This is a genomic window from Xanthomonas sp. A1809, from assembly GCF_017746015.1.
GTDB lineage: Bacteria > Pseudomonadota > Gammaproteobacteria > Xanthomonadales > Xanthomonadaceae > Xanthomonas > Xanthomonas euvesicatoria.
The window spans coordinates 456,565-469,086 of the sequence record NZ_JAGHWZ010000003.1 but is presented as its reverse complement, the minus strand read 5'-3'; the positions used below and the strand labels follow the sequence as shown (position 1 = coordinate 469,086).

Sequence of the window (12,522 nt, the reverse complement as noted above, 5' to 3'; positions counted from 1 at the left end):
CGCGCCCGCCTGCGTAAACCCAGTGCGTTCATGAGCTTAGAACCTTTGGGTTACTGCCTTTCTGGCACGGCTTTACTACAGTCGGTGTCCCCCCTGCCGATACCTTTCGCCTAGGGGTTTTCACTTTCGACGGGGAATACGATGCAAATGACACGCTTGGCGCAGCCGGCCATGGCTGATACTTCCTTTGGTGCCACACGGCGCCTGTGCCTTGCGATCGGGTTGGCGCTGCCGGGCCTTGGCCTGGCGCAGGTGCAGCCGGCGCCGACCAATGCCGAGCAGGCGGTCGCCGAGCCGGCCAAAGCGCCGGTCACCGCCGCACCGGCAACCGCCAAGGGCTATCCGCTCGAAGCGCAGGGTTGGGGTGCCAAACAAGGCGGCAACATGTGGCAGGTGCGCTGGGCCGAAGACTGGTCGTATCTGAAGGACCCGTCCAAGCGCAAGAGTCCGTTCGATCCGCTCAAGTACATTCCGCTCAACGACGACGGCGATGTGTACGTGTCGCTCAGCAACGAGTTGCGCGTGCGCAGCAATACCATCACCAATCCGGGCCTGATTCCCGGCAGCCATTCGCAGCAGCAATATCTGCTGCGCGCCTTCTTCGGCGCCGACTTCCATGTAGGCGAGCACTTCCGTCTGTACACGGAATTGGCGCATGGCAGCCTGGACGGGCGCAACGAAGGCACCAAGACCGGCACCCAGGAAAACAACGCGATCCTGCAGCAGGTGTTCTTCGACGTGAAAGGCCGGATCGGCAGCGCCGACACCGGCTTGCGCGTCGGCCGCCAGGTGTTCGTCGATGGCCCGACCACGCTGATGGCGCTGCGCGACAACACCGATATCTTCGTGACCTTCAACGGCGCGCGCGCCTGGGCAATTGGCGACAGGACACGTGTTGACCTGTTCGATTTCAATTTCAACATCGATGGCACCGAAGGCCTCGGCGATGATCGCATCGACCGCTCGCGGCACTTCCGCGGCGTGGTCGGTGGCTACCGCCTGGCGACTGCCAAGCCGATGTACCTGGAGCCGTTCTTCTATCAGTTCCGCAACGACAACCAGGTGTGGGGCCGCCAGACCGCGGAAGAAAACCGCAATTACTACGGCCTGCGCCTGTGGGGCAATGTGGGCAAGCTGCGCACCGATTCGTTCGTGACCGTGCAGCGCGGCAGCTTCGGTGGACGCGACCTGCGCGCCTACATGGCCAGCACCTCCAATGCCTGGTCGCTGAGCGAATCGGGCTGGAAGCCGCGCCTGGGCTTCCATAGCGAAATCGCGTCCGGTGGCGGCGGCACCTCCGGCACCGGCACGTTGCGCAACAACAACTTCCTGTACGGCAACACGATCTACTTCAGCTGGGCCACGTTCTTCGGCCCGGTAAACCTGGTCACGGCTGCACCGACGTTGACGTTTTCGCCGACCTCCAAGCTCACCGTGAACCTGGAGTGGGAAACGCTGTGGCGCCAGACCACCAGCGATGCGATCTACAACAACCAGGCACGCGCCTACGCACGCACCCAGAACACCGGCGAGCGCCGCATCGGCACCATGCCGCGCATCAACGCCACCTGGAACATCGACCCGAACTGGTCGGTGACCTTCCGCGCCGAACATCTGATGGCCGGGCCGGCGTTGGAGAAGGCCGGCTACGGCGATTCGACCTTTGTGATGGGCTGGTTGAACTTCCGCTTCTGACCACAGCCGTTGGGTGCGCCATGCATCCCCAATGGGCAGTGGCATCATCACATGCCGCGTCCCGCAAGGACGCGGCATGTTGTTTTTTACGTGCGGGCATGCCGATGACAGCGAACAAGGCAGACACAGACGCGCGCGCTGTATTCAAGGCGTAAGGTCGTCCTAAACTCCGGCCGCTTCAGGCAACCAACGCACCACTGCGTAGATGCCAGGCAGCGTGGCCGATGCTTCGCATCGGCATTGCACGCACGGTAATACATGCGCGCCTCCGAGCTCACCTGGCGACTGCTCGATCCGTTTTAACGGCTGTTCGTCGGTGGTCGTCAGGCAGCCGCTGCGGATGCAAGCATTGCGCATGCAAGCGCAGACCGCCTGCACCAGCGCTGCGAGCTGCGCCTGGCAGCGCAGAAGGCGTCTTGTTTTAGTGAGCCGCTGAGGCTGCCTGTGTGGCCGCGATCGCACTGCCTGGCAACGGCCAGCGATCATTGCCCGCCACGCCCTCCGGTCGTGCGTACTGCCGAAGCGTCAGACTCTTGCCGTCGTTTCCGGCGCCTAGCGGGCGCACCTGTCCACGCAACGCAGGCGGTAGCGCGGCGATCCGCTGCGCCAGCGGCGTTGTCGGCGCAGGATGGTCGCGCAACCACTGCAGCGCCGACAGCGCGCGCAATGCAGCGGCGGTGTCCTGCATCTTGTGCTGATAGTTGACGTAGTCCGGATGCGACACGCTCGCCAGCAAACACCCGGTTGCATTGGCGATGCAGGCCACCGATGCGGTCTGGGGCAGCGGGATCAGCGTTTGCGGAACCGGCCGATCCTGCGCCAGCAAGGTCCGCACCGGCGCGCTGCAGGCCCAGGTAAAGGTGGGCGCCAGCAAGGCCTGGGTGCGTTCGTCGTCCAGCAACCGTAACGGGAAGCGGTCTTGCCAGGACGATTGGCTGCCTTGCGTCAACGCATCCTCCTGCAGCATCGCAAACACCATCCGCGATTCACCGTGCAATGCGTGACACAGCGCGATCTCATCCACCGGCAGCGGCGCAAAGGCAGCGGCGCATTGCGCGGGCAGCGGATGCTGCGCCGGCAATTCGGCCAGCATGTCGGCAAACAGGTGCGCATTGCCGCGCAACATCGCCGCGCCGATCATCGTGATCGCCAGATTGTCGCTACTGCGCATCAGGACACGGGCCACCTGCGCATCGGTGCAGACACCGGACAAGGCCTGGGTGGTGCGCCCCTGGACAAAGTCCAAGGCGCTGGCCGTCATCGACAAGGACATGCGCGGCAGTTCGGGCAACGGCGTATCGGCGCGTGGACGGAACGGGCTGCGGTAGTCGGCGTGTTGCGCCAACGCCCGCATCCGCGCCAGCATCGGTGCCTGTGCGGCCAGCGCAGCGGCATAGGCCTGCGGTTGTTCGCGCACGCGCTGCAAGCATCCGCCAGCGCTGGCCATGCATAGCGCAGGCGCGCCGGATGGCCAACCTGGCAAGCGCCGATAGCCTGCAGCGGCGCTTTGGAATGCCGCATGCTCCGGCAACCGATTGAATCGCGCGAGGTCTTGCGCCAGCACTGTCTCGCGCTGCGCCTCGGGAATCGCGTACGACAACGACCACAGCGCCCCGAACATGTTGCTCCCGCGCAACGGTGGAAGCGGCTGGCGCAGCTGCGCCAACGCCTCACGCTGCGATTCGGGAATCGGCCAATGCCTGGAGACCGTATACAGCGCCAGCACCGCTGCGATCAGGATGCAGACACCGAGCAAGGCGGCTTTGAGAAATTTGGCGAGCACGTGCGAAAGATCCATCCCTGGGAGCTGCGCATCTTAGTGCCATCTGCGCAGGCCTGCGATGGGCATAGACGCATCGCGTGCCTTGGGGCTACAGACCATCGGCAACCGTGTGTCTGGCGGCCCGCGCAACGTTGGGCAATGACACCGCGCGCTGGCGATGGGCGGTGGTCTCAATAAGTAGTTGAAAGAATCCAGGTGCTGGCAGACCTCGCCCCACCTTTCATCCGCGCTGCGCGCCATGGTTCCCAACGGCAGGAGGGCTGTACGAGCCGAACGGGTTGCCCGCTGCCGCTGGGCTGCGGGTACCGCCAGGTCGATGTCGAGGTAAGTACAGGAATCATGGGATTGCAGCGGATCGTGGCACGCGAAACACTCTTGCCAATCGCGAATGCCTGCTGCCAAACCCCGCCCCCAGCTCCACCGAGCGTGGCCGAATGCCTACACTATGGCGATGTCCGAATCCCCCACTCCCCACGTCCGCCCTTCCCTGCAACGGGTCTTTCTGACCGGGTTGCTCACCTTGCTGCCGGTCTGGTTGACCTGGGTGGTGGTGAAGTTCGTTTTCTCGCTGCTTTCGGGCATCAGCAGCCCGTGGGTGGTGCCGCTGTCCGAACGCATCGCTGCCTCGTTCCCCGATTACCTGGGCTGGTTCAAGGCGCTGTGGGTGCAGAACACCATCGCGTTGATCGCCACGGTGGCAGTCATCCTGTTCGTCGGGATCCTGAGCCGGCGCGTGATCGGCCAGCGCTTGCTGCGCTGGTTCGAGGCCATCATGCGGCGCATTCCGCTGGCCAGCGTGGTCTACGACAGCGCGCGCAAGCTGCTGGACATCTTGCAGACCCAGCCCGGCAGCACCCAGCGCGTGGTGCTGATCGATTTCCCACACCGCGACATGAAATCAGTGGGCCTGGTCACCCGCGTGATCAAGGAACAGGGCACCGGCCGCGAGCTGGCCGCGGTCTACGTGCCCACCACGCCCAACCCCACCTCCGGCTACCTGGAAATCGTGCCGGTGGCACTGCTCACGCCCACCGACTGGAGCGTGGATCAGGCAATGAGCTTCATCATTTCCGGTGGCGCCGTGGCGCCCGAATCGGTTCCCTTCACCCGGACTGCGGATCGCTGACACCATGTCCCATGTGCGCACCCTCGACGATCGTGCGGTCCGCCTGTTCATCGCACTGGCGGCCTTCTTCTGCGTCAACGCGGCGCTGGCCGAGTTCATTGGCGTCAAGATCTTCGCGTTGGAAGACACGCTCGGCATTGCGCCACTGAACTGGAATCTGTTCGGCCAGCGCGGCTCGCTCAGCTTCACCGCCGGCACCTTGCTGTGGCCGATCGTGTTCATCATGACCGACACCATCAACGAGTTCTTCGGCAGCCGCGGGGTGCGTTTCATCTCGTGGGTGGCGGTGGTGCTGATCGGCTATGGCTTCGTGTTCGCCTTCGCGGCCATTGCGCTGGCGCCGGCGGGCTGGTGGGTCACTGCGGCGCAGAGCCAGGGGGTGCCCGATTACCAGGCCGCATTTGCGGCAGTGTTCGGACAAGGGCTGTGGACCATCGGCGGCTCGCTGGTGGCATTCCTGTTCAGCCAGTTGATCGATGTCTCGGTGTTTCACCGCATCCGTCGCGTCACTGGCGAAAAACACGTGTGGCTGCGCGCCACCGGCTCCACTGCGGTCTCGCAGGTGGTGGACAGCTTCGTGGTGATCTATATCGCCTTCGTGCTCGGCCCGCAGCATTGGTCGATCGACCAGTTCCTGGCGGTGAGCACGCTCAACTACATCTACAAGATGGGCTTTGCGGTCTTACTGATCCCGCTGCTGTATCTGGCACGCCGCGGCATCACCGCGTACCTGGGCGCCGAGCGTGCCGAGCAGCTGCGCGAAGAAGCCGCTGCCGACTGAGCCGGGCTGTCTCCCAGCCAGGGTCATCGCAACGCAATGGGTTGCGGCGGCAACGTCTGGTCGCCAGTGGTCCTGATCGCGGCGCTGCGAGCCAGCCCACCGCGGTGTGACTTGGACGCAGCCTTGCCGGCCATGTCGCAGCGCAACACATCACCCCGGGCGCAGCACCGCGCCCATGCGCCGCATGAATTGCCGATAGGCGGTATGCCCCCAATGGGTGGCCGTAACCGTGCGGATCGGGCAAGCTCCCCGCTCGCTTGTTTCCGGAGCCGGTAATGCCCCTCAGCTTTTCCCGCCTGCTGTCCCTGGCCATGGCCGCCCTCGTGAGCCTGTCGCTGGCGGCGCCGGCCGATGCGGCCAAGAAGAAGACCGCCAAGGCACAGACCACGCAAACGCGCGCGAAGGCGAGCAAAGGCAAGAAGACCGCCAAGCCGGCAGCCAAAAGCACCAAGGGCAAGGGCAGCAAGGCCGCCAGGGTCAGGCCCCGCGCGGTGGCCGCGCCGGTGGTGCTGACCAAGGCGCAGCAGCTCAACCTGCTGTACGACCAGTACTGGGACGCCTCGCTCAAGCTCAACCCGCTGCAGGCCACCTTCCAGGGCGAGAGCCGCTACAACGACCAGTTGCCGAACTTCCTGTCGCCGGCATTCCGCCAGCAATCGCACGATTTCACCGTACTGTGGCTGGGCAAGGCCGAGGCGCTGGGGCCCGATGGGCTGAGTGGGCAGGACCTGCTCAGTTACCAGATCTTCGTGCGCGATGCGCGCAGCGCACTGGCCGCCGAGCAGTTTCCCAGCTGGATGCTGCCGATCAACCAGTTCTACAACATCGCCAGCATTGCGGTGGTGCTGGGCTCGGGCACCGGCGCGCAGCCGTTCAAGACGGTCAAGGATTACGACAACTGGTCGCGGCGTGCGCTCGGCATTCCCGACCTGTTCGAGCAGGCCATCGCCAACATGCGTGCCGGCATGCAGGCCGGCGTGGTGCAGCCCAAGGTGCTGATGCAGAAGGTGCTGCCGCAGCTGGACGCGATCATCGCGCGCAATGCCGAAGACAGCCTGTTCTGGGGGCCGGTGCGCAACCTGCCCGCCGACATGCCCGAGGCCGACAAGCAGCGCATCACTGCCGAGTACAAGCGCATGATCGAAGTGCGCATCATGCCGGCCTACCGCGCGTTGCGCGGCTTCATCGCCACCGAATACCTGCCCGCCTGCCGCGATAGCGATGGACTGGCGGCATTGCCCAATGGCGCGGCGTGGTACGCCTATGACGTACGCCAGAGCACCACCACGGATTTGACCCCGGAACAGGTGCATCAGATCGGCCTGGATGAGGTCGCTCGCCTGCAGGGAGAAATCCAGGCAGTGGCCAAACAGGTCAAATTCCGCGGCAACCTGCCCAAGTTCTACAAGTTCATGCAGACCGACCGGCGCTTCGGCTTCCGCAGCGACACCGAGTTGCTGGGCACGTACCGCAGCCTGCAGGGCCGCGTGCAGCTGGCGGTGCCGCGGCTGTTCAACACCCAGGGCATGCCGGCGCTGGAAGTTCGTGCGGTGGAACCGCAGCGTGCGCAATCGGCCGCCAGCGGCTCGTACATGCGCCCAAGCGGCGACGGCAGCACGCCGGGCATCTTCTACGTCAACACCTCGGACCTGCCTTCACGCAAGACCTGGGAGGCCGAGAGCCTGTACCTGCACGAAGCGGTGCCCGGCCACCACTACCAGCTGGGGTTGCAGCAGCAGTTGACCGACCTGCCCAAGTTCCGCCGCCTGGGCGGTGAGACCGCCTACATCGAAGGCTGGGGCCTGTATGCCGAATCGCTTGGCCGCGAGCTAGGGCTGTATGACGACCCCTACAACTACTACGGCTATCTGCAGAACGCCTTGTGGCGCTCGATTCGCCTGGTCACCGACACCGGCCTGCACAGCAAGGGCTGGACGCGTAGCCAGGCCATCGACTACATGGTGGACAACTCCGCCATGAGCCGTGCCGATGCCGAAGCCGAGGTCGACCGCTACATGGCCATCCCCGGCCAGGCGCTGGCCTACAAGGTGGGCGAGATGAAGATTGCGCAATTGCGCGAGCAGGCGCAGCGCGAGCTGGGCCCACGCTTCGATGTCCGCGCCTTCCACACCGAAGTACTCAAGGACGGCTCGGTGCCGCTGGATATCTTGCAGGACAAGATCCAGCGCTGGATCGCCACGCAGAAGGGATAAAGCGTACGGCTACGGTAGTTGGACGCTGCTGACCCGTTACTGCGGGTAGGCCTTCGATGCGCGCGCGTTCGCAGGTCGGGTCAGCCCAGCGCACGCGCCGCCGCCAGCGCGGCGATATCGCGCGGTGCGGTGCGGCAGCAGCCACCGATCAAGCGCGCGCCAGCCGCCAACCAGTGCGCATGCTGGTCGGCCAACGTGAGCGCAGCCCCGTGACCGGCGTGCCAGCGCTTGTCGCTGGCGTCGTAGTGCTCGCCCGAGTTCGGATATACCACCAGCGGCAGCGCAGTCAACGCCGCAAGGCTGTGCAATGCAGCGCTCGCCTGATCCAGTGCAATGCAGTTGATGCCCACCGCAATCACCTGCGCGCAGGCATCCAGCGCCGGCACCACCTGCGCCAGCGGCGTGCCGTCGCTCAGATGCGCCGCATCGCGCAAGGTGAAGGAAAACCAGGCATGCAGCTGCGGAAATTCGTGTTGCAGCAACTGCCGCAGGGCCACGATTTCGCTGGCCGATGGCAGCGTCTCGCAAGCCAGCAGATCCACGCCCGCCTCGGCCAGCGCGGCGATGCGCGGGCGATGGAAATCCATCAACTGCTCGATCGGCAGCACGTAGTCGCCACGATATTCCGAGCCATCGGCCAGATACGCGCCATACGGCCCCACCGAGCCGGCCACCCACAGCGGCGCCGCATACGGGTGCAGGGTCAGATGATCGGCACGCGCCTGCGCCGCCAGCGCCACGCTGCGAGCGATCAACGCCTGCGCTTGCGCAGCATCCAGTCCGCGTGCGGCAAATCCCAGCGGCGTGGCCTGATAACTGGCGGTGATCGCGCATTGCGCACCGGCAGCGAAGTAGTCGCGATGCACCTGATAGATCAGCTCCGGCTGCTCCATCAGCACGCGCGCCGACCACAGCGCATCGTTGAGATCGCAGCCGCGCTGTTCCAGCTCGGTGGCCAGCGCGCCATCCAGCACCACATAGCCATCGTGCTGCAAGGCCTGGCTGAAAGGTGCGTTGGCGCGCGGCTGGCGTGGAAGAATCGTCATGCGTGCAGTCTCCGGGCCGCAAGCCATTGGGTCAGTGCGTAGGCGCCGTAGCACAGCGCGACGAACGGAACACCGCACCACAGCGCAATGCGCTGCTGCGGATCAAATGCCAGGCCGATGCAGGCGAGCAGACACAGCGAAAAGCCCAGAATTGGGGTCCATGGGTACCACGGCGCGCGATACGCCAACGTTTCCAGCGCAGCGCCATCGCGCAGCAGTTGGCGACGGAAACGGTAATGCGCCGCGCAGATGCTCAGCCACACCACCACGACCGCGAATCCCGAGACCGCCGAGATCGCAACGAACACCGTCTCTGGCGCATACACGCCGGTGAGCAGCGCCAGCAAGCCGCCCAGCATGCTCAGCGACACGGCACGCAGTGGAATGCCGCGGCCGGTCAAGCGCGCCAGGCCGCTCGGCAACGTGCCTTCGTTGGCCAACGACCACAGCATGCGCGCGGCTGCATACAGACCGGAATTGGCCGCCGACAGGATCGCGGTGAGGATCACCGCGTTCAAGATGTCGGCTGCATATGGAATGCCCAGCAGCTCGAAGGCGCGCACGAACGGGCTGGTTTCCACCGCCGCTTGTTTGGCGGGAAGCAGCGCCGCAAGCACCAGCACCGTGCCGACGAATAGCACCACCAGCCGCACCAGCGTGGTGCGGATTGCCAGCGGAATCGCGCGTGCAGGCTGGGCGGTTTCGCCGGCCGCCACACCGATCAACTCGGTGCCGGAAAATGCGAAATTCACCGCCACCATCGTCATCAAGATCGGCAGCGTGCCATGCGCAAACCAGCCCTCGGCGCGCAGATGGCGCAGCCCCGGTGCGGGGGAACCATCGGCCAACGGCAACAGACCGATCACCGCCGCGCTGCCAAGCACGATGAACACCAGGATGGTGACCACCTTGATCAACGAAAACCAGAACTCGCCTTCGGCAAACCAGCGCGCCGAGACTGTATTCAGGCCGAAGATCAGCGCGCAGAACAGCAGACACCAGGGCCACGCCGGACTGTGCGGAAACCAGTACTGCATGCAGAACGCTGCGGCAGTCAGGCTCGAGCCCAATGCCACCGTCCAGGTCAACCAGTACAACCACGCCACCACGTAGCCGGTCGCCGGGCCGAGGTAACGCGCGGCATACACGTGAAACGCACCGGTTTGCGGCATCGCCACCGCCAGCTCGCCCAGGCATTGCATCACCAGGTACACCACCAGTGCGCCGATCAGATACGCCAGTACCGTGCCAAGCGCGCCGGTGCTGGCAATGATGTACCCGGTGTTGAAAAACAGGCCGGTGCCGATCACGCCGCCCAGCGACAGCATCACCAGATGGCGCACCTGCATGCTGCGCTGAAACTGCGGCGCGGTGGCAGACGACGATTCGGGCATGGGTGCATCTGATCGGGGGGAAGCTTTATCCTGCCACGCGCAGCCAGACGGGCACAGCCGTGCGCGGGCCAGCCGTGGGCGAGGGCCCGCCTCTGACTGGCGGGCGGTGATGCTGCCGATCGGTTCGTTCGCCGTGCCGGTCAGGGATCGAGCCGGCAATAGGCGCCTGGTGTATAGCCGAAGCTCTCGCTCATCGCTTTGCGAAACTCGGCGAACGTGAAGTCGGTCGCCACTCGCATCAACACGCCGGCATAGGCACCGCCGGTTTTGCCGTTGCTGCCGGTGCCCCACTGCACCTGCCAGGTTGCGTAGGTATTACCGTCGTGGGCCTGCGCGCGCTGCAGGTCCACACGCAGGCCTTTGACCAGTTCCATGCCCGAAATCACGCCTTCGCTGTTGGCGTAGTTGGCGGGGACTTGGATCACGGTACCGTCGTTGACATCGCTGCGGCGGATGCCGAGATGGTTGGCGATCTTCGCCGCCAGGTAGTCGTCGAGCACATGCCTGCGGATCGCGTTGCTGGCACTGCCGAACGTGCCGGTGCCGTTGTTGGTGTAGGTGGTCATGGAGAAATCCTCTGGTGTTGGGTGGATGACCGGATGGGCGACGGTGCCGGGCCGGTCAGAGCTGGTGCAGGCGTTCGATGAACCGCGTGCGGTCCTCGATGCGCTGGTCGGTGGCGATCAGCGGCCTGCCCTGCCAGGTCGCCTTGCCGACGCGGGCGAGGGCTACCTGGGCATCGGTGAGATCGGCGGCCTTAACCTCCACGCTCTCGGTCAACTGCGCATAGCGGATCAGCAACCGATCACGTGCGATGTAGACCACCTGGCTGGACGTCGCCGTGTCCATATTGATCTCGATCTGCTCCACCAGCGCCGGCAACCGGTGCGATGTCAGCAGTTCGAGGCGATTGACGCTGCAGATGCACGACCAGCCGGCAAACATGCCGTCCTCGGTGAGCAGGGGAGCAAATTGCGGCAGCCAGGCCAGCGAAAAGCAGCTATCGACGATCAGCGCCGGCGTGCGGATGCCGATGGTGACCAGATCCTCGATGAAGCTCGTGACCTTTTCGACACCTGTGCAGTCGTTTAACTTGGTCGGTGCTCCTTGGTTGTCGACATCGCCGTGGCCGCCGCCGATCCACAGCGTGTCGTAATGCAACTGCGGCGTGCCCTGCTCGGTGCGCGGCAAGGCCGCGACGATGGCGTCGCGATCGGGCAGCGTGCCGGCCGGGTGCCGGATCACATGCACGCCCTGGGGGATGGATTTGAGATGCTGCGGCTGAAACGCAAGAATGGACATGGGCAGGCTCGGTTGGCATGGAAGGACGATGCCGCGGCCGCGTCATGCAAACGCGCGCCGATGCGACATCGGTGTCCAGCATCGGCGGCGACGACAGTGCAGCCCATCGGCAAACCCCTGAGATCGGCCTGCCACGCGGAGGATGTTGGCGGACAGCGCCGCGCTGCCCTTCCGCATCTGCGGCCAGGAATCGCGCATGCGGCACTGCAGGTCCGTGCAGGGGCCGTTGGCAAATCAGCCGTGCTGTCGTCCTTGATGTGCACGCACGGGCGCCGCGTTACGCGCATTGCATCGCTCCCGCCGGATTTCGATTCGGCCATCCTGCGACCGTGCGCAAACGGGCACAGCCGTGCGCGCGCCGTGAACCAGGGCCTGCGGCTAACGAGCGGGCGGTTATGCTGCCGATTGGTTTCTGCTGGTCCTCTGACATGCCGCACCATTACCTTCCATCTGCGCAAGCATCCGTGCACTGCCTGCCCACAAATCTGCCAAGGCCACAGCACGCTGCGTGCGATAGCGGTGCTGCGTCCTGCATCGCGGACGGGCGCCTGCCATCTGCATGCGAGGCGCCGTCGAGCGCGCCGGCACTGCCCGGCCGGTCAACGTCAATGCGCCGGAGCGCGGCATGATGCTCGCCGGCATCCACCATGTGGCGATCATCGCCGGCGACTACGCGCGTTCCAAACGGTTCTATTGCCAGATCCTGGGCCTGCGCGTGCTCGACGAGCATTACCGACAGGCGCGCGATTCGTGGAAGCTGGATCTGGCGCTGCCCGATGGCGGACAGATCGAGTTGTTCTCGTTCCCCGCTGCCCCGGCACGCCCCAGCCGCCCTGAAGCCCAAGGGCTGCGCCACCTTGCGTTTCGCGTCGCAGATCTGGACAGCGCGGTTGCGCACCTCAATGCATCCGGCGTGGCCACCGAAGACATCCGCATCGACGAATACACCGGCCGCCGCTTTACCTTTTTTGCAGATCCGGACGAGCTGCCGCTGGAGTTGTACGAGGTCGGCTAGCGTATGCCTGACGGAACCGTAGTGCAGCGAGGCACGCGTACCCGTTGAGTCATACGCCGACCTTCGCCTCGCAAAGGTATCGACCGCGTGACTCAAGCGCAGGGACGAGCGGCCGTTATCAAGAGGCTGGCGTCATGTCGCCGCGGTGGCGTCGCAGGCATGGATGC

10 protein-coding genes are annotated in these 12,522 nt (G+C 65.0%); 5 read left to right on the top strand and 5 right to left on the bottom strand.

The window, feature by feature from the left end; all coding sequences use genetic code 11:
* Window positions 1-141 precede the first annotated feature (141 nt).
* A complete protein-coding gene (locus tag J7396_RS03145; RefSeq protein ID WP_008578263.1) occupies window positions 142-1,695 on the top strand; it encodes an alginate export family protein in 1,554 nt (517 codons plus the stop codon).
* Window positions 1,696-2,116: 421 nt separating this feature from the next.
* Here the strand turns inward: J7396_RS03145 and J7396_RS03140 are convergent, their stop codons facing one another.
* Window positions 2,117-3,493, bottom strand: coding sequence for a hypothetical protein (locus tag J7396_RS03140; protein WP_014089733.1), 1,377 nt, complete (start codon window positions 3,491-3,493; stop codon window positions 2,117-2,119).
* Between the two features lie 436 nt (window positions 3,494-3,929).
* On the opposite strand from J7396_RS03140, the gene J7396_RS03135 reads away from it, so the two are divergent.
* The 3 genes from J7396_RS03135 to J7396_RS03125 all read left to right on the top strand — a co-directional run bounded on the left by J7396_RS03135 (window position 3,930) and on the right by J7396_RS03125 (window position 7,598).
* Window positions 3,930-4,604 (top strand): DUF502 domain-containing protein, encoded by a 675-nt coding sequence (locus J7396_RS03135; RefSeq protein ID WP_209260945.1) that lies wholly within the window; start codon window positions 3,930-3,932, stop codon window positions 4,602-4,604.
* Between the two features lie 4 nt (window positions 4,605-4,608).
* Window positions 4,609-5,385 carry a queuosine precursor transporter gene (locus tag J7396_RS03130; protein ID WP_011346879.1) on the top strand — a complete coding sequence of 259 codons (777 nt, stop codon included), beginning with the start codon at window positions 4,609-4,611 and terminating at the stop codon, window positions 5,383-5,385.
* A 275-nt stretch (window positions 5,386-5,660) separates the two neighbouring features.
* Window positions 5,661-7,598, top strand: a complete 1,938-nt coding sequence (locus tag J7396_RS03125; RefSeq protein ID WP_011346878.1) for a DUF885 family protein — start codon at window positions 5,661-5,663, stop codon at window positions 7,596-7,598.
* Between the two features lie 80 nt (window positions 7,599-7,678).
* Here J7396_RS03125 and mmuM read toward each other — a convergent pair whose 3' ends face one another.
* The 4 genes from mmuM to J7396_RS03105 form a co-directional block, all read right to left on the bottom strand.
* Complete coding sequence (mmuM, locus tag J7396_RS03120; RefSeq protein ID WP_008578257.1) at window positions 7,679-8,644, bottom strand: homocysteine S-methyltransferase; 966 nt, start codon at window positions 8,642-8,644, stop codon at window positions 7,679-7,681.
* Window positions 8,641-10,038 (bottom strand): S-methylmethionine permease, encoded by a 1,398-nt coding sequence (gene mmuP / locus J7396_RS03115; protein WP_209260944.1) that lies wholly within the window; start codon window positions 10,036-10,038, stop codon window positions 8,641-8,643. Before mmuP ends, mmuM begins: the two co-directional genes overlap by 4 nt.
* A 140-nt stretch (window positions 10,039-10,178) precedes the next feature.
* Entirely contained in the window at window positions 10,179-10,604 is a 426-nt protein-coding gene (locus J7396_RS03110) for a hypothetical protein (RefSeq protein WP_209260943.1), read from the bottom strand.
* 55 nt (window positions 10,605-10,659) lie between these two features.
* Window positions 10,660-11,340, bottom strand: coding sequence for a hypothetical protein (locus J7396_RS03105; protein WP_209260942.1), 681 nt, complete (start codon window positions 11,338-11,340; stop codon window positions 10,660-10,662).
* Between the two features lie 625 nt (window positions 11,341-11,965).
* On the opposite strand from J7396_RS03105, the gene J7396_RS03100 reads away from it, so the two are divergent.
* Window positions 11,966-12,355 (top strand): VOC family protein, encoded by a 390-nt coding sequence (locus J7396_RS03100; protein ID WP_008578253.1) that lies wholly within the window; start codon window positions 11,966-11,968, stop codon window positions 12,353-12,355.
* The last annotated feature ends 167 nt before the right edge of the window (window positions 12,356-12,522 follow it).

Bases quoted from the DNA above. Each gene is read 5' to 3' on its own strand.
- J7396_RS03145 (WP_008578263.1), top strand. From the start codon at position 142: ATGCAAATGACACGCTTGGCGCAGCCGGCCATGGCTGATACTTCCTTT.
- J7396_RS03140 (WP_014089733.1), bottom strand. From the start codon at position 3,493: ATGGATCTTTCGCACGTGCTCGCCAAATTTCTCAAAGCCGCCTTGCTC.
- J7396_RS03135 (WP_209260945.1), top strand. From the start codon at position 3,930: ATGTCCGAATCCCCCACTCCCCACGTCCGCCCTTCCCTGCAACGGGTC.
- J7396_RS03130 (WP_011346879.1), top strand. From the start codon at position 4,609: ATGTCCCATGTGCGCACCCTCGACGATCGTGCGGTCCGCCTGTTCATC.
- J7396_RS03125 (WP_011346878.1), top strand. From the start codon at position 5,661: ATGCCCCTCAGCTTTTCCCGCCTGCTGTCCCTGGCCATGGCCGCCCTC.
- mmuM (WP_008578257.1), bottom strand. From the start codon at position 8,644: ATGACGATTCTTCCACGCCAGCCGCGCGCCAACGCACCTTTCAGCCAG.
- mmuP (WP_209260944.1), bottom strand. From the start codon at position 10,038: ATGCCCGAATCGTCGTCTGCCACCGCGCCGCAGTTTCAGCGCAGCATG.
- J7396_RS03110 (WP_209260943.1), bottom strand. From the start codon at position 10,604: ATGACCACCTACACCAACAACGGCACCGGCACGTTCGGCAGTGCCAGC.
- J7396_RS03105 (WP_209260942.1), bottom strand. From the start codon at position 11,340: ATGTCCATTCTTGCGTTTCAGCCGCAGCATCTCAAATCCATCCCCCAG.
- J7396_RS03100 (WP_008578253.1), top strand. From the start codon at position 11,966: ATGATGCTCGCCGGCATCCACCATGTGGCGATCATCGCCGGCGACTAC.